The organism is Catenulispora sp. GP43 (genome assembly GCF_041260665.1).
In the GTDB taxonomy this organism is placed as follows: domain Bacteria; phylum Actinomycetota; class Actinomycetes; order Streptomycetales; family Catenulisporaceae; genus Catenulispora.
The window spans coordinates 16,766-32,388 of sequence record NZ_JBGCCT010000029.1; the positions used below are offsets into that span (position 1 = coordinate 16,766).

Annotated in this window: 15 protein-coding genes; 11 read left to right on the forward strand and 4 right to left on the reverse strand. The window is 72.1% G+C overall.

The genetic code is table 11. From position 1 onward, the window contains the following. Nucleotides 1–2 precede the first annotated feature (2 nt). The 4 genes from ABH926_RS40755 (at nt 3) to ABH926_RS40770 (ending at nt 2,859) form a co-directional block, all read left to right on the forward strand. Nucleotides 3–638 (forward strand): TetR/AcrR family transcriptional regulator, encoded by a 636-nt coding sequence (locus ABH926_RS40755; RefSeq protein WP_370371622.1) that lies wholly within the window; start codon nt 3–5, stop codon nt 636–638. Nucleotides 639–672: 34 nt separating this feature from the next. Then, entirely contained in the window at nt 673–1,419 is a 747-nt protein-coding gene (locus ABH926_RS40760; protein ID WP_370371624.1) for a cyclopropane-fatty-acyl-phospholipid synthase family protein, read from the forward strand. An 85-nt stretch (nt 1,420–1,504) separates the two neighbouring features. Then, nucleotides 1,505–2,419, forward strand: a complete 915-nt coding sequence (locus tag ABH926_RS40765; protein WP_370371626.1) for a GNAT family N-acetyltransferase — start codon at nt 1,505–1,507, stop codon at nt 2,417–2,419. A gap of 158 nt (nt 2,420–2,577) precedes the next feature. After that, nucleotides 2,578–2,859, forward strand: a complete 282-nt coding sequence (locus ABH926_RS40770) for a hypothetical protein (RefSeq protein WP_370371628.1) — start codon at nt 2,578–2,580, stop codon at nt 2,857–2,859. 18 nt (nt 2,860–2,877) lie between these two features. Here ABH926_RS40770 and ABH926_RS40775 read toward each other — a convergent pair whose 3' ends face one another. Further along, nucleotides 2,878–3,498, reverse strand: a complete 621-nt coding sequence (locus tag ABH926_RS40775; RefSeq protein WP_370371630.1) for a PadR family transcriptional regulator — start codon at nt 3,496–3,498, stop codon at nt 2,878–2,880. Between the two features lie 120 nt (nt 3,499–3,618). On the opposite strand from ABH926_RS40775, the gene ABH926_RS40780 reads away from it, so the two are divergent. Then, nucleotides 3,619–4,473, forward strand: coding sequence for an SDR family NAD(P)-dependent oxidoreductase (locus ABH926_RS40780; RefSeq protein WP_370371632.1), 855 nt, complete (start codon nt 3,619–3,621; stop codon nt 4,471–4,473). Beyond that, on the forward strand, nt 4,470–5,351 hold the full coding sequence (locus tag ABH926_RS40785) for an SDR family NAD(P)-dependent oxidoreductase (RefSeq protein WP_370371634.1): 882 nt from the start codon (nt 4,470–4,472) through the stop codon (nt 5,349–5,351). The genes ABH926_RS40780 and ABH926_RS40785 overlap by 4 nt, the downstream gene beginning before the upstream one ends. Before the next feature lie 16 nt (nt 5,352–5,367). Here ABH926_RS40785 and ABH926_RS40790 read toward each other — a convergent pair whose 3' ends face one another. Then, a complete protein-coding gene (locus ABH926_RS40790; protein WP_370371636.1) occupies nt 5,368–6,741 on the reverse strand; it encodes a PLP-dependent aminotransferase family protein in 1,374 nt (457 codons plus the stop codon). 69 nt (nt 6,742–6,810) lie between these two features. Between ABH926_RS40790 and ABH926_RS40795 the strand changes: the two genes are divergently transcribed. Then, nucleotides 6,811–7,758 (forward strand): DMT family transporter, encoded by a 948-nt coding sequence (locus ABH926_RS40795; protein WP_370371637.1) that lies wholly within the window; start codon nt 6,811–6,813, stop codon nt 7,756–7,758. 59 nt (nt 7,759–7,817) lie between these two features. Further along, nucleotides 7,818–8,738, forward strand: a complete 921-nt coding sequence (locus tag ABH926_RS40800) for an SURF1 family protein (protein WP_370371639.1) — start codon at nt 7,818–7,820, stop codon at nt 8,736–8,738. Here ABH926_RS40800 and ABH926_RS40805 read toward each other — a convergent pair. After that, on the reverse strand, nt 8,719–9,690 hold the full coding sequence (locus ABH926_RS40805; protein WP_370371641.1) for a hypothetical protein: 972 nt from the start codon (nt 9,688–9,690) through the stop codon (nt 8,719–8,721). The genes ABH926_RS40800 and ABH926_RS40805 overlap by 20 nt on opposite strands. Nucleotides 9,691–9,989: 299 nt before the next feature. Between ABH926_RS40805 and ABH926_RS40810 the strand changes: the two genes are divergently transcribed. Next, nucleotides 9,990–10,565 carry a transposase gene (locus tag ABH926_RS40810; protein ID WP_370371643.1) on the forward strand — a complete coding sequence of 192 codons (576 nt, stop codon included), beginning with the start codon at nt 9,990–9,992 and terminating at the stop codon, nt 10,563–10,565. Nucleotides 10,566–10,713: 148 nt separating this feature from the next. Here ABH926_RS40810 and ABH926_RS40815 read toward each other — a convergent pair whose 3' ends face one another. Next, a complete protein-coding gene (locus ABH926_RS40815; protein ID WP_370371808.1) occupies nt 10,714–12,666 on the reverse strand; it encodes an ABC transporter ATP-binding protein in 1,953 nt (650 codons plus the stop codon). Between the two features lie 96 nt (nt 12,667–12,762). On the opposite strand from ABH926_RS40815, the gene ABH926_RS40820 reads away from it, so the two are divergent. Both ABH926_RS40820 and ABH926_RS40825 read left to right on the forward strand, forming a co-directional pair. Further along, the gene (locus ABH926_RS40820) at nt 12,763–13,740 is read left to right on the forward strand and encodes a phosphotransferase (RefSeq protein WP_370371645.1); all 978 of its coding nucleotides are present in this window, start codon (nt 12,763–12,765) and stop codon (nt 13,738–13,740) included. After that, nucleotides 13,722–14,528: an SGNH/GDSL hydrolase family protein gene (locus tag ABH926_RS40825; RefSeq protein ID WP_370371646.1), complete on the forward strand. Its 807-nt coding sequence runs from the start codon at nt 13,722–13,724 to the stop codon at nt 14,526–14,528. The genes ABH926_RS40820 and ABH926_RS40825 overlap by 19 nt, the downstream gene beginning before the upstream one ends. Nucleotides 14,529–15,623 lie beyond the last annotated feature (1,095 nt).

Genomic DNA, 15,623 nt, shown 5'->3' on the forward strand with positions numbered 1-15,623 from the left:
GCGTGGCTCAGCACAGTGTTGATCGGCGTGAAACCGTGACCCGGCGGGCCGTGCTGGATGCCGCGAGGCGCCTGATCGAGCAGCAGGGCGTGGCCGGACTGTCGATGCGCAAACTGGCGGCCGAGCTGGGGGTCGCGGTCACCTCGATCTACTGGCACGTCGGCAACCGCGAGGCGCTGCTCGACGAACTGGTGCAGGAGATGGTGCACGGCCTGGACACGCTCCCGGCCCGCGGCACCGCGCCGGCGGCGCGCGTGCTGTCGCTGGCCATGGAGCTGCGCCGGGTGCTGCGGGAGCACCCGCACCTGATCGGGCTGGTGAACGAACGCGGGCTGACCCCGGCGATGTTCCTGCCCTCCCAGCGCACGCTGGCGGCGGAGATCTCGGCGGCCGGCCTGCGCGGCGCCCGGGCCGCCGAGGCGGTCCGAGCCCTGCAGTACCACGTCATCGGGTTCGTCCTCGTCGAGCGGCACACCGACCGCTCGCCGGAGCAGCGTCCCTCGGCCGAGGAACTGTGGCAGGCCGAACCGGCCCCGGACGCCGCCCTGGCCGGGGCGCTGGCCACCCCGGTGGACGCCGACCGGCTGTTCGCGGTGTCGACCGAGGCGCTGGTGCGCTCGCTGCTGGCGGATCAGTAGCCTGCAATCTCCATCGCGCCTACGCTGAATCGGCATGACTGTCGAAGAGATCGTCGGCCCGGCCACCCACATGGTGTTCCATTCACCGATGACCGAGGAGCGCGCGAACCGGATCGCCGCGGACCTGGCGGCGACGGGGCCGGCCACGGTCGCCGACTATGCCTGCGGCTGGGGCGAGCTGATGCTGCGGATTCTGGCGCTGGCGCCGTCCGCGCGGGGATTCGGCGTGGACCTGTCGGCCCGGGACCTCGCGCGGGGACGGAAGAACGCCGAGGCACGCGGACTAGGCGATCGCGTGGAGTTCGTCGAGGGCCCGGTGAAGGAGCACACGCAGCCTGCGGACGTGGTGATCAACTGCGGAGCGTGGCAGGCACTCGGCAAGACGGTGACACAGTCACTGGACGCGTTGCGCCCGTTGGTCAATCCCGGCGGCCGGCTGTTCTTCGGGGTCGAGCACTGGGAGACGGTCCCGCCGCCGGAGCGGCTGGCCGCGATGTGGCCCGGGGCCACCGCCGAGCGCTACGAACTGCTGCCGGACCTCGTCGATCGCGCCGTCGCCGCCGGGTTCCGCCCGCTGCGCATCGAGTCCTCGACCCGCTCGGAATGGGACGACTACGAATCGTTGGAGACCATGGATGCCGAGCAGTGGCTGCTGGCCGATCCGGACCATCCGGACGCCGACGCGGTGCGTGACCGACTCGACACCAAGCGGGGCATCTGGCTGCGCGGACACCGCGACTACTTCGGATTCTCCATGCTCACCCTGGGTGTTCCCGGATAGTGCGGCCCTTGTCCAAGCGCTGATACTCTCAAAGCATTGTCGCCTTCGGGCTGACGCGGCGGCGGCGATCGCATAACGTTCTGCCGTGCCTTCTCCGCTCGACGACTACCCGAGGGGCCCTCGCCTGTCCCTGCGCGAGTTCCGCCCCGACGACCTCCTGCCCTGGCAGCGCATCGCCGGCGATCCCCGCGTGGCCGCGCACACCCCGTGGCCGGCCCTGGCCACGCCGGACACCGCCGGCGCGTGGCTGGCCGAGACCGCGCGCATCGCGCAGCTCCAGCCCCGGCGCAGCTTCTACCTGGCGGTCGAGCAGTACGGGGACCTGATCGGCTCGGCGACGCTGGACATCCTGAGCTTCCCGCACCGGCAGGGCGAGATCGGCGTGTACCTGCGCCCCGACCGCTGGGCCGAGGGCCTGGGCACCGAGGCTTCCCGGCTCCTGCTGGAGCTGGCGTTCTCCCGCCTGGAACTGCACCGCGTGCAGACCACCGTCGACCCGCGCAACACCGCCGGCATGCGGGTCGCCGAGCACGTGAAGATGCGCCCCGAAGGCGTGCTCCTGGACCGCTTCCTGGTCGGCGGCCAGTGGCAGGACCGGGCGATGTACGCGATCACCATGCCGGAATGGCGCGGCGGCGGCCGCGGCGGCGCGCACGCGGCGGCGGCGCCGGCGACCGCGGAGGCTGCCTCGGCTCCCGAGACCGCCGATGCCTTCGACGCTTTCGCCAAGCCCGCCGGCACGACACCGACGGTGACAGTCTCGTTCGAGGGCGGACCCGAGGAACCGGCGCTCGGCGTGCCGATCCCGTCCCCGGCCGGGGAGCCGCAGGCCGGCACCGAGCAGGCCACCCGCGAACCGCTGGTCGGCGAGACACTCGACGACGGCCCGGCTTTCACCGACGAGCCGGACCCGGACAAGGTCGGCGAGCCGCAGGTGCTGACGGCGCAGATCGTGATGGAGCAGATCGAGGTCGTGCACATACTGCCGCGCGAGCCGTAGCGGGTCGTAGCGGGTCGCAGTGAGCCGTGGCGCGCCGCGGTGGCCTGTATGGCCCAGACCTGCATGGCCTAGCGATCGACTACCGCCGTCCGACCCCGGGTAGGCCGCCTGTCGGCGGGACACGCCGCCGTGCCCATCACTTGACCCGGGAGTCGGAAATGGCCGTGTGTGAGGTTTGTGGCAACGACTACTACATGTCGTTCGACGTCGTCGCCGCCGGCGTGAAGCACACCTTCGACTCGTTCGAGTGCGCGATCCACCGCATGGCGCCGACGTGCGAGCACTGCCGCTGCCGCATCGTCGGCCACGGCGTGGAGTCCGACGGCAAGTTCTACTGCTGCGCGCACTGCGCGAACTCCGCCGGCGCCAGGGGCATCGCCGACCACGTCGACAAGGCTTCGCACCCCGGGCACCTGATCGCCGCCGGCGGCGGTGCGTGAGCTGACGATCTCGGCCGGTCAGCTGCCGTCGGCCTCGGCCTCGGCCGCGGCAGCTTCCGCATCGGCTTCCGCGACGGCTTCCGTGTCGGGCTTCGCCGTGCCGAAGTCCTCGGCCGTCATGATGTCGGTGTCGTGGGCCCACTGCGCCCAGCCCGCCAGCGCCTCGTTGATGCGGATCCCGGCCTCCAGCGCTATCCGCATCGCGCGTGTCTGCGTGCTCGTGCCCCAGTCGCCGCGGTCCTTGGTGGCCGCGTAGCCGCGGAGCGCCTCCGCCGTCTGGGCGAAGAACGCCTGCTCGGACGCCAGGTGGGCTTTGAGATCCTCGGGCTCCATCAGCCAGAAGAAGTACGCGCGGAACAGCGTCTCCATGCGGAAGGTGTGGTCCACCTCCGCCGCCGCCAGCCAGCGGCGGACCTCGGCCAGACCCTCGTCGGTGATGCGGTACGCCTTGCGGCGGCGCGGGCCGGTGCTCTCGACCTCGATAAGGCCGGCCGATTCCAGGCGGGCCAGTTCCGAGTAGATCTGCGGGTGCTGGGCCGGCCAGACCGAGCCGAGGGCTTCGGAGAAGCGGCGAGCGAGGTCGTAGCCGCTGGCCGGGCCTTCGGCGAGCAGGCCGAGCAGGCCGTGGCGCAGCGACATCGGCGGGGTCCTCCTGGCGGCGTGGGCGGGCTGACGACCATCTTGACACATCCGCCGGTACATGTAGACGATGACATGTAAGAAGAGACATGTTGAGTTGTACGTATGGGAGGGGCTGCCATGCAGGACGAGCAGATACGCGCGGTCTTGGTGACCGGAGCCGGCGGCGGAGTGGGCCGCGCGACCACGCAGGCGCTGACCGAGCGCGGATTCCGGGTCTACGCCGCGGTGCACGAACCCGGCGGGGAGCCCCCGCAACACCCTGATGTCCGAACCCTGCGCCTGGACGTGACCGACCCCGCGAGCGTCGCCGACGCCGTCGCCCAGGTCCGGAACGACGACTGCACCGCGCTGCACGGCATCGTCAACAACGCCGGCATCATCGTCCAGGGCCCGCTGGAGCTGGTGAGCGCGCCCGACCTGCGCCGCCAGTTCGACGTCAACGTCTTCGGCGCGGTCGCCGTCACCCAGGCGTTCCTGCCGCTGCTGCGCGCCGGCCACGGCCGCCTGGTGAACATCACGGCCGCCACCGCCCGCGTCGCAGGCCCCTTCTTCGGCCCGATCTCGGCCAGCAAGGCGGCGCTGCAATCGCTGTCCGACGCCCAGCGCCTGGAGCTGGCGCACTGGGGCCTGCCGGTGGTGGTGATCGAGCCGGGGCTCATCGACACTGGGATCTTCACCAAGGCCGCGGCCACCACCGCGAAGGCGAAGGCCACCTTGAGCCCGGCCCAGCGAGCGCTCTACGAGACGCAGGTCGGCGCGGTCGACGCCGCCCTGGCCAAGTCCAAGCCCGCGCCGCCGGCGATCGTGGCCGACGCCGTGGTCAAGGCCCTGACCGCGCGCAGGCCCAAGCCCCGCTACACCGTCGGCCCCGACACCCGCCTGCTCGGCCTGTTGGCCCGGTTGCCCCTGCGCACCCGCGACCGGCTGCTCGCGGGCGTCATGGGCCTGAACAAGATCCCCGCGGCGCGATGAGCGGAGCCCGGGAGGCCGGCGAGGACGGCAAGACCAGCGAGACCGTCCCGCGCACGATCGTGGTCATCGGCGCCACCTCGGGCATCGGCCGGGCCTGCGCACTCCGACTCGCCGACGCGGGTCACCGACTGATCCTGGTGGGCCGGGACCGTCGGCGCGGTGCGGAACTGGCGAAGCAGACCGGCGCGGTCTTCGTCGGCGGAGATGTCTCCACCCGTGCCGGCATCGAGGCGGTCGCCGCGGGCGTCCAAGCCGAGACCGACAGCATCGACACCCTGGTCAACAACGCCGGTGTCATGATCCCCCGCCGGACGCTGACCGACGAGGGCCTGGAGCTGAACTTCGCCGTCCACCACCTGGCGCCGTTCACCACGACCAGTCTGCTGATGCCGCTGCTCGCGCGCGGTGCCGGACGTGTCGTCAACACCAACTCCGAAGGACACCGCGCACCGCTGTTCGGAGGAGGCGACGTCCGACTCGACTTCGACGACCTGCAATCAGCGCACGGTTACAGCCCCTACCTGGCCTACAGCCGTTCCAAGCTCGCGAATCTCCTGTTCACCGCCGAGTTCCACCGCCGCCAGCCCGCCTTCCAGACCGTCGCGGTGCACCCGGGCATGGTCCGCACCAGGCTCGTGCGCTCCATGCACAGTCCGGGGTTCTGGCTGCTCAGCACGGCGACACGCTGGATGCTCGCGTCGCCGGCCCGGGGCGGCCGGCCGCTCGCCGACCTGGCGACGGCCCCGGCGATCCACAACGGCGGGTACTACAACGGCAGCCGCCCCTCCACTCCTTCACCGCACGCGGCAAGCCGCGCCGACGCCGAGCAGCTCTGGCAGGTGACTGAGAAGCTGCGCGGCCCGTTCGTCGCGGCGTAGCCAGCCTGCCCGGCGCCTACGCCTCCCGCGCCGCCAGCCCCAACCGCCGGGCCGCCTCTTCCAGGCGGCTCGGCGGCAGCCCCGCGTAGCCGAGAACCAGCCCCGGCGGCCCCGGCGCGAACCGCATCGGCGCGAGCGGCTGCACCCGGACCCCGTGCGCGGCGGCCGCCACGGTCACCGCGTCCTCGTCGCTGCCCGGCGGCAGGTCCGCCAGCACGTGCAGCCCCGCCGCCACGCCGCGCATCTTCCAGTGCGGCAGCTCCGCGGCCAGGGCCGTCACCAGCGCGTCGCGGCGGGTGCGGTAGCGGCGGCGGACGGTGCGCAGGTGGCGGTCGTAGGCGCCGGTGCCGATCAGGTGGGCCATGGCGAGGTGGTCCAGGACCGAGCCGCCGAGGTCGCTGTTCAGCCGGATCTCGCGCATCCGCTCGGCCAGGCGCGGCGGGGCGACGGCCCAGCCGAGGCGCAGGGCCGGGGCCAGGGACTTGCTCGTGGTGCCCAGGTACAGCACCCGGTCCGGGGCCATGCCCTGCAGACAGCCGACGGGGTCGCGGTCGTAGCGGAACTCGGCGTCGTAGTCGTCCTCGATGACCAGGCCGTCGGCGGCGCGGGCCCAGGCGATCAGCTCGGCGCGGCGGTTCGGGGCCAGGACCACGCCGGTCGGGTACTGGTGGGCCGGGCCGGCGAAGACGACGGTCGCCGCCGTCCGCCGCAGCTCGGCCACCACCAGGCCGGCCTCGTCCACCGGCACGCCGACCAGCGTCATCCCCGAGGCCTCCAGCAGGTGGCGCGGCCGGTCCGCCGAGGGGTCCTCGACGGCCAGCACCCGGTGTCCGAGTTCGTGCAGCGCCCGCAGGCCGAGGGCCAGGCCCTGGGCCGAGCCGTTGATGGCGACCACGCGCTCGGGCGTGGCTTCGGCGGCGCGCACCCGCCGCAGGTAGGCCGCGACCTCCTCGCGGAAGCGCGGCACGCCGCCGGGGTCGCCGTACCCCAGTTCGGTGTTGGGCAGGTCGCTGAGCACCCGGCGCTGCGCGGTCACCCACGCCGTGCGCGGGAACGCGCCCAGGTCCGGCCGCCCCGGCGTCAGGTCGAACTCCGGCTCCGCCTCGGCCGGGTCCGGCGCGGCCGCGGCCTGCTCCCCCACCGCGTGCCCGCTGGCCACCCAGGTCCCGGCGCCGGTCCGGCTGAGCAGGTACCCCTCCGCGACCAGCTGCTGATACGCCTCGACCACCAGCCCCCGCGACACCCGCAGCTCGGCCGCCAGCTGCCGGCTCGGCGGCAGCACGGTCCCGCCGGCCACCCGCCCGGCGCGGATGCCGTCGCGCAGCCCGACGACCAGCTGCTCGACCAGGCGGCCAGCCGAGCGGTCCACGGTCACCAGGATCTCGGCCATCGATTGGTCCCCTTTTCACGGCGCTGATTGGTTCTTACTCGCAGACCAATCGGATCCTAGCCTCGCAGCATGTCCACGATCACGGAAGCGGCGGGGACCAGGGAAGCGCCGGGCGGCCGCACCGCCGAGGGTGCGCAGGCCCCGGACCGCCGCGCCGGAACCCGCCACATCGCCCAGGGCACCCTGGCCATGGCGGTGCTCGGTGCCTCCACCGCCGTCAGCGCCCACCTCACCCGCTACCCGGTCCTCGGCGGCCAGGCCCTGCGCTACACGCTCGCCGCCGCGGTCTTCGCGGTCATCGTGCGGCGCCGAGGCCTGCCCCGCATCCGCCCGACGGCCCGCGAATGGCTCCTGCTGACCCTGCTGTCGGCCACGGGCCTGGTGCTGTTCAACATCTTCGTCCTGGCCGCGCTCCGGCACACCGACGCCGCCACCCTCGGCAGCGTCGTGGCCTGCTCGCCGCTGGTCCTGGCGATCGCCGGGCCGCTGGTCAGCCGCGGCGGCCACCGGCTGCGCAGGGGCCCGGCGATCGGCGCCGCAGGGCTGGTCGTCGCCGGGAGCGCGATGGTGCAGGGCTTCGGGCACGGGAGCGCGGCCGGGATCGTCTTCGCCGTGCTGACCCTCGGCTGCGAGGCGTTGTTCTCGCTGCTGGCGGTGCCGCTGCTGCCGAAGTTCGGCGAGCTGCGGGTCTCGGCGTACGTCACCGCCGTCGCCGTCCCGGTCCTCTTGGTCGCGGGCCTGGCCACAGACGGCACCGCGATCCTGCGCGTGCCCACGCTCGGCGAGGGCGCGGCGCTGCTGTACCTCGCGCTGCCCCTGACCGTCGGCGCCTTCCTGCTCTGGTACCGCGCGCTCGGCGGCCTCGGTCCGCAGCGCGCGGGACTGCTGATCGGGACCGTGCCGGTCGCGGCCTGCGCCGCCAGCGCCGCGCTCGGAGTCGGGACGCCGGGGATCGCGCAGCTGGCGGGGGTGGCGGTCGTGGTGGCGGGGATCGTGGTCGGACTGGCGAAGAGTTGAGGCCCTCGTTAGTGCCACCTGCCTCCAGCACGCTTAGCGACGTCGGGTAGCGTCAACCCGTGTCTCGGTACCGATTCGTCTTCTCCTGGCGCTGGATCCGCCTGCATGTCCTGATCTGGCTGATCCTCATCCCCTCGTTCATCGGCCTGGGGATGTGGCAGCGGAGCCGCTATCACGAGCGCACGGCGGAGAACGCCGTCATCCGGACCGCGATGAACGCCCCGCCGGTGCCGATCGAGGGCGCCGACCCGGTGGGCGCCGCCGTCGCGAAGCAGGACCGCTGGAAGCAGCTCACGCTGGTCGGGACCTTCGACACGGCCCACCAGTTCCTGGCGCGCAACCACCAGGAGAACGGCAACCCGGGCTTCTACGTGATCACTCCGATGACGCTCGGCGACGGCACGTCCGTCCTGGTCAACCGGGGATGGATCCCGACCGTGAGCTCCGATGAGCAGCAGTCGCCGACGATCCCGGCGCCGCCGTCCGGCACGGTCACCGTCACCGGGCGCCTGCAGCAGTCCGAGACCAAGGGCAACACCGGTATCCGGGACGTCACCACCGGGCTGCCGACCGGCCAGATCAGTCTCATCAACACCGACGCGCTGGCCCTGAAGACCGGGCTGCAACTGCGCGGCGGCTACGCCGAGGTGATCACCTCGAAGCCGGCCGACTCGGCGGCGAACTCCGCGGGGGTGCAGATCACCCCGGTCGACGCGCCGTCCCTGGATGAGGGCCCGTACCTGTCCTACTGGTTTCAGTGGTGGCTGTTCTGCGTGATCGCGGCCGGAGGCTGGGTGACGATCATCCGGCGCGAGGCCCAGCACCGGGACCGGGAGGCCGCCGAGGCGGCCGAAGAGGACGAGTACGACGAGGACGAGCACGAGGACCAGTACGAGGACGGCGAGCCCGGCGCCGGCGCCGGAGCCGACGCGGAGGCCGAGGACCCGGCCTCCGCCCCGGCTACCGCGCCAGCGCCCTGAGCACGTCTGCCAGCTCCTGCGTGGGCTCGAACCGGATCCCGTCTTCGGCCCGGCGCGAGCCCTGCCGGTAGAGGACCCCGTCGCGCCACCAGAACAGCTGGTCGCTGACCGGGCCCGGCCCGGTCTCGTACTGCCGCCGGGCCAGGCGCAGCATGCCCTCGGCCGCGGCCACCGCCTCCGGTCCGCGCACCGGGTGCGCCGCGAAGAGGCCGCGGTTCGGTATGACCACCAGCGCGCCGTTGCTGTCGACGGACACGTAGTCCGGCAGCCAGAAGGAGTGCGTCGGCGCGTAGCCGGAACCGCCGCGCACCACCGTGATGCTGACGCCCTCGGCCTCCAGCAGGCGGGTCTCCAGCAGCCCCTCGCGGCGCACGTTCTCCCGCGCGGTCCGGTAGGCCTCGCGGGCGGTCACCTTCCAGCGCGCCAGGTCCCCATACGCGACCGGGCCCTCCTCGGGCCGGTACCAGCGCACGCCGGCGCCCAGCGGGTCGCGCAGCGGCGAGGGCGGGACCAGCTCCAGCACCTCGACCAGGCCGTCGGCGCAGAACCGGTGCTCTATGCCGGCCAGGGCCGCGGAGTCGGCGTCGTCGCCGCCGAACAGCCGGGCGCGGATCCGGCCGCGGACCGAGGCCCACTCCGAGTCGTGGTCGCCGGTGGAGGACACGGAGCTGGCGTAGAACCCTGAGGGGTCCACGCGCGCGAGCACCAGTTCCTCGACCAGCTCGGGCCAGTCGGCCTTCTCGGCGACCTCCATCCGGCGCTTGAGGGCGGCCAGCGGCCAGCGGCCCCGGTGTGGGCCGTAGACCTCGATCAGCCCCTCCTCGACGATCGACCACGCGCAGCCGCGACGGCGCAGCTCCACGTCGAGCAGACCCACCATCGCCACCGCTACCGGGTCCCCTTCCGGCCAGCTCCTACGAGCCTCGGCGGCGTGGCGTCCGTTCGTTCCCACCTGCGGATCCCCCCAAGAGAGAGTCGTCGTACCGGATTGCGAAGCAGCCCCCGGCTACCCGCGATCGCTCCCCCGCACTCAATATTTTGACGAAAGCCGGTCGCGTTCGGTTGCCGAACAGTCCCGATCTAGTCCCCAGCTAGTCCTTTCGGCGTATAAGCGCCACGTATCCCTTCCGGCTCTCCCATCGAGTGGACCATCGGACAGGGTAACGCCACGCGATGCTTCCGTCTGCCTCCAATGGGTGACAAGCGACCCGAAAGCGTGACGTCTGCTGTTTCGACCGCGTTGGGCGATACGTGCCCCACACCCCGCCGCGCACCGAGCCGCCGGATGTCCACAGCGCGGTGCTCCTGGGGGTCCCGGCCCCCCGCCGCGACCCCGCCGCCACGCCCTCCGGCGGCAACACCCTGACCCGCCTGCGCCGCACCGGCCACCAGGACCCGGTGGTGACCGACCGCGCCTGGGAGCGCATCAGCGCCCTGCTCCCCGAGCGCCCCCGCCGCCGCCGCAACCCGGGCCGCAAGCCCCTGGACGACCGCGCGGTCCTGAACGGCATCCTGGTCGTCCTCGGCCGCCGCATCGGCTTCGAGAAGCTGCCGCAGGAACTGGAGTACGGCAGCGGCATGACCTGCTGGCGCCGCCTGCGCGACTGGCAGCGCGCCGGCATCTGGCCGGACATCGCCCGCGTGCTGCGCGAGGAGATCCCCGAGGCGCGCCGCATCGACTTCGACCGGGTGATCGACAGCGGCGAGACCGGCGCGGTCGAGGGCGAGACCCGGGTGGCCCGGCGGCCCCGGTCCACGACGCTGATCCGGCAGCCCTCGCCGGTGGCGATGGAGTTCGGGTTCACGGCGCTGCGGAAGAGCCGGTAGGGGCAGAGCGCTCGCGGGACGGGTGCGGGTGCGTTGTGGGTTGACAGTCAAAGGCGATTTTCGGCTCTGAGGGATCCCAACACCCCGCGTGAGCTGCGGTTCGAGTGTTGGTCGCCTCTGTCCCGGATCCCCCGTGCCTGCAAAACCGTCACCCGGCAGCCGCAGCCACCTCAGGCTCGACGGCATCCGGCCCGACGCCAGCTCCAGCCTCCCCGTCCCCGCCACGCAAACCTTCCTGCCCCTGGAACTGCACCCGATACAGCTCCGCATAAAGCCCCTCAGCGGCCAGCAGCTCCTCATGCCGCCCCCGCTCCACGATCCGCCCGCCGTCCACCACCAGGATCTGGTCGGCGTCCCGCACCGTCGACAGCCGGTGCGCGATCACCAGCGACGTCCGTCCGCGCAGCGCCCGCGCCAGCGCCCGCTGCACCGCCGCCTCGCTCTCGCTGTCCAGGTGCGCGGTGGCCTCGTCGAGGACGACCACGCTCGGGGCCTTCAGCAGCAGTCGGGCGATCGCCAGCCGCTGCTTCTCGCCGCCGGACAGGCGGTAGCCGCGGTCGCCGACCACGGTGTCCAGGCCGTCGGGCAGGCTGTGGACCAGGTCCAGGATCTGGGCGTCGCGCAGCGCCTCGGTCAGCTCCTCGTCGGTGGCCGTGGGGCGGGCGTACAGCAGGTTGCCGCGGATCGTGGTGTGGAACATGTGCGCGTCCTGCGTCACCGTGCCGACCGTGGCGTGCAGCGACTCCAGGGTGACGTCGCGGATGTCCGTGCCGCCGATGCGGACTGTGCCCGACAGCGGGTCGTACAGCCGGTTGGCCAGGGAGGTGATCGTGGTCTTGCCCGCTCCGCTCGGGCCGACCAGGGCCACCATCTCGCCGGCCGCCGCGGTGAAGGTCACGCCGCGCAGCACCGGCGCCGAGGGCGCCTGGTCCAGGCGCGCCACCGACTCCAGGGACGCCAGCGACACCTCGTCGGCGGTCGGGTAGCGGAAGGCGACGTCGTCGAACTCGACCGCGACCGGTCCGGCGGGCAGGGTGGCGGCGTCCGGCTTCTCCTTGATCATCGGCTCCAGGTCCAGGACCTCGAAGACGCGGTCGAAGGAGACCAGCGCCGACATCACCGTGATGCGGACGTTGGTCAGCGCGGTCAGCGGGCCGTAGAGCCGGCCGAGCAGCGCGGCCAGGGCGATCAGGGTGCCCAGGGTGATGGAGTGGCTGATCGCCAGGCGGCCGCCGATCAGGTAGGTCAGCGCGGTGGCCAGGGAGGCGACCAGGGTCAGCGCCGTCATGAACCACGCGCCGGTCAGGGCGATGCTGACGCCGGCGTTGCGCACCCCGGCGGCCTTCTCGGCGAACTCCGCGTCCTCCTCGGCGGGCCGGCCGAACAGCTTGGCCAGCAGCGCGCCGGAGACGTTGAAGCGCTCGGTCATCATCGCCGACATGTCCGCGTTCAGCTGCATCTGGCGGCGGACCTGGCCCTGCATACGCTTGCCGACCCGGCGGGCCGGGATCAGGAACACCGGCAGCAGCGCCAGCGAGAGCAGGGTGATCTGCCACGACAGGTAGAACATGGTCCCGGCGACCAGCACCAGGCTGATGACGTTCGACACCACGTTCGACAGCACCGAGGTGAAGGCCTGCTGGGCCCCGATGACGTCGCTGTTCAGCCGGGAGATCAGCGCGCCGGTCTGGGTGCGGGTGAAGAAGGCGATCGGCATGCGCTGCACGTGCGCGAACACCCGGGTCCGCAGGTCGTAGATCAGCCCCTCGCCGATCCGCGAGGACAGGAACCGGTTCACCAGCGAGGCCGCGGCGTCGCCCACCGCGACCGCGGCGATGATCAGCGCCAGCCTGGTCACCACGCCCCGGTCGCCCTTGAGCACGCCGTCGTCGACCAGGTTCTGCGCCAGCAGCGGCGGCAGGACCACCAGCACCGCGTCCACGATCGTGATCGCCAGGAACACCGCGATCAGCGGCCGGTAGGGCCGGGCGATCTTGAAGATCCGCTTGATGGTCCCCGGAGCCAGCTTGTGGTTCAGGATCTCCTTGTCGTTCCGGCCACGGGCGCCGCGCATCATCATGCCCATGCCCGGCGAACCCATCCCACCACCCATCGACACGCGTCTTGCTCCCTTTGTCGTGATCCTGTCAGAGATAAAAGCCGTGAGGCGATGCGGCCATTCCCATAACCTTCAGCCATGTTGAACCCTCCGGACTCGTTTCCTGAAGACGAGTTGCGTGCGCTGTTGGCGAACACCTGGGAAGTGCAGGTCGCGGCGTCGGCGTACGCCCCGGTGGGCTTCGGATCACACCATTGGTCTATCCGGGACGCCGCGGGCGGACGATGGTTCGTCACCGTGGACGAGCTCCCCGGCGGCGCCGAGGCCGCGGCGGAGCGGCTGCGGGAGTTGAGGAACGCTCTCTCCGTCCCCCGAACCCTACGCGAGCACGGCTACGAGTTCGCCGTCGCTCCGGTGGCGGCCCCGGACGGCACCATCGTCGCCGAACTCGCCCCCGGCTTCGCGGTGTCGGTCTACCCGTACCAGGACGGCGACGCCTTCCCCTGGCAGCCCTGGGAAGGCGCCGACCCGTCGCTGCGGGACCAGGCCCTGGCGATCGTCGGCGAACTCCACGGCGCGCCCCGCTCCGCCTGGGGCGCCGCCGACACCGAGGACTTCGCGATCCCGCAGCGCGACGCCCTCGACGCCATCCTCGACGGCCGTCTCCCCGACCCGGCGGCCGGCCCCTTCTCCGGCCCGGCCGGCGCCCTCGCCGCCCGCCACGCCCCGCTGCTCGGCCGCCTGCTGGCGCACCACGACGCCCTCGCCGACGCCGCCCGCGCCCGCCCGGAGACCTTCGTCCTCACCCACGGCGAGCCCCACCTCGGCAACTTCCTGCGCGGCCGGGACCGTCTGCTGCTCATCGACTGGGACACCGCCCTGATCGCCCCTCCGGAGCGCGATCTGTGGGACTTCGAGCTCGGCGACCCGGGGCTGCAGGACCTCTACAGCCTGCGCTGGGACCTCACCGAGACCGCGATCTACCTGGGCCTTTTCAGCCGGCCCCACCTCGGCGACGCCAACGAGCGGGCGAGCTGGATCAACCTGGCGGACACCCTGGCGAACCTGGAAACTACCGCCGCTAGGATCGAGCCATCATGGACTTCACGGCACTGAGCGCCCGCCAGGGCAAGATCATGGTCTCGGTCGGGGACTCCTTCACCGAGGGCATGTGCGACGACACGCTGCCGGACGGCTCGTTCCGCGGCTGGGCCGACCGCGTCGCCGAACGACTGGCCGCCGACGACCCGCACCTGCGGTACGCCAACCTCGCGGTGCGCGGCAAGCTGATCGGCCAGATCGAGCGCGACCAGATCCCGCTCGCGGCGAAGATGGACGCCGACCTGATCACCCTGGCCGGCGGCCTGAACGACGTGCTGCGCCCGGGCTGCGACATGAAGGCCGTCGAGGCCAGCGTCCAGTCCTGCTTCCAGCAGCTGGCCACCACCAAGGCCACGATCGTCCTGTTCCGCCCGACCGACCCGCGCCGCCGGATGCGCGGCTCGCAGCGCCTGATGCCGGCCGTCAACCGGCTGATCGAACTGGTCGACGCCTTCGGCGAATCGCACGGCGCGGTGGTCGTGGACCTGTTCACGGCCCGGGTCTTCGACGACCCGCGCATGTGGGCCGAGGACCGCCTGCACTTCTCCCCCGAAGGCCACCGGCGCGTCGCCGAGGCGGTGCTCCAGGCGCTCGGCGCCGAACCGAGTTTCGAGTGGCGCGCGGGCCTGCCCCCTGAGCGGCCCAAGCCGTGGCTCCAGGCCCGGGGGCAGGACCTACGGTGGATGCGGGTCTACCTGCTGCCGTGGATCGGCCGCCGGATCACCGGCAAATCCTCCGGCGACGGCCGCGCGGCCAAGCGGCCCGAGCCGTTGCCGGTGGTGGTGGAGCCCACGCAGGCATAGCCGGCGACGGGGTTGTGCAGGGACCGCGCCGTCCACAAAAATGGCGCGATCCCACGGCAGAGGACCGACAACCCCACGACCGACAGGCAGGGCCCCTAATTGGACACGCTCCGGCGACTGGGCCTGCGGGCCCGCGGCGACGTCCCCACCGCCGCGTGGCTGATCCTGCTGGCAGTGTTCGTCACCGAGTACTGGTGGTGGCACAGCCGGGTCACCCTGTGGGACGGCGACGCGCTCTACTATGTCGCGGCCGCCCTGAAGTTCGCCGGACACTCCACCGACGACGCGCTGCGTCTCACCGGGGTCTTCTTCCACCAGCAGGCCACCGTCGGGCGAATACGCGGCACCCTCACCGGCGTCGCCGGCCAGCCCGGCGTCGGGGAGTTCAACCTCGAGGCGCCGCGCTTCTTCTACTCGGCGCTGGCGGTTCCGTTCATCTGGATGTTCGGCGCCAAGGGGATCTGGGTCCTGTCCTATCTGTGCGCAGCGGCGTTCCTGTTCGTCAGCATGCGCCTGCTGACCCGCCTGTTCGGCGTACAGCTCGCCCTGGGGATGCTGCTGCTGTACCAGATCGCCTACGCGTTCTGGTTCTTCCAGACCGGTATATACACCGAGTCCCTGGCCGCACTTCTCATAGTCCTGATCATCACCAGACTCCCGCTGGACCGCGAGACCTCGCGCAACGACCTGATCTGCATCGGCGTGCTGCTGCTGGTCCTGGCCTTCACGCGGCAGACGGTCCCGGTGCCGGTGGCGGCCATCGTCTTCGCGTACCTGTGGACCGCGGTGCGCACCAAGACCTGGGGCAAGGCGAACGTCTGGTGCCGTCCGGCGCTGGTCGCCGGTGGCATCGGGGTGTTCGCCGTGGGGCTGGTGAGCGCGCTGTTCCCGTTCAACGAGCTGCGCCACTACTCCGAGGTGAACCACCTCGGCAACACCGCCTACGTCAAGGCGCACCTGGGCCAGACCCTCGGCAAGATCCCGGGCCTGGTGGTGGACATGTTCGCGCGCGAGTTCCGGGGCGCCTTCGCCGGCGACCACGGCCTGCAGGTGCTGTGGCTGCTGACCGCGGTCGCCGTCGTGCTGCGCTTCCGG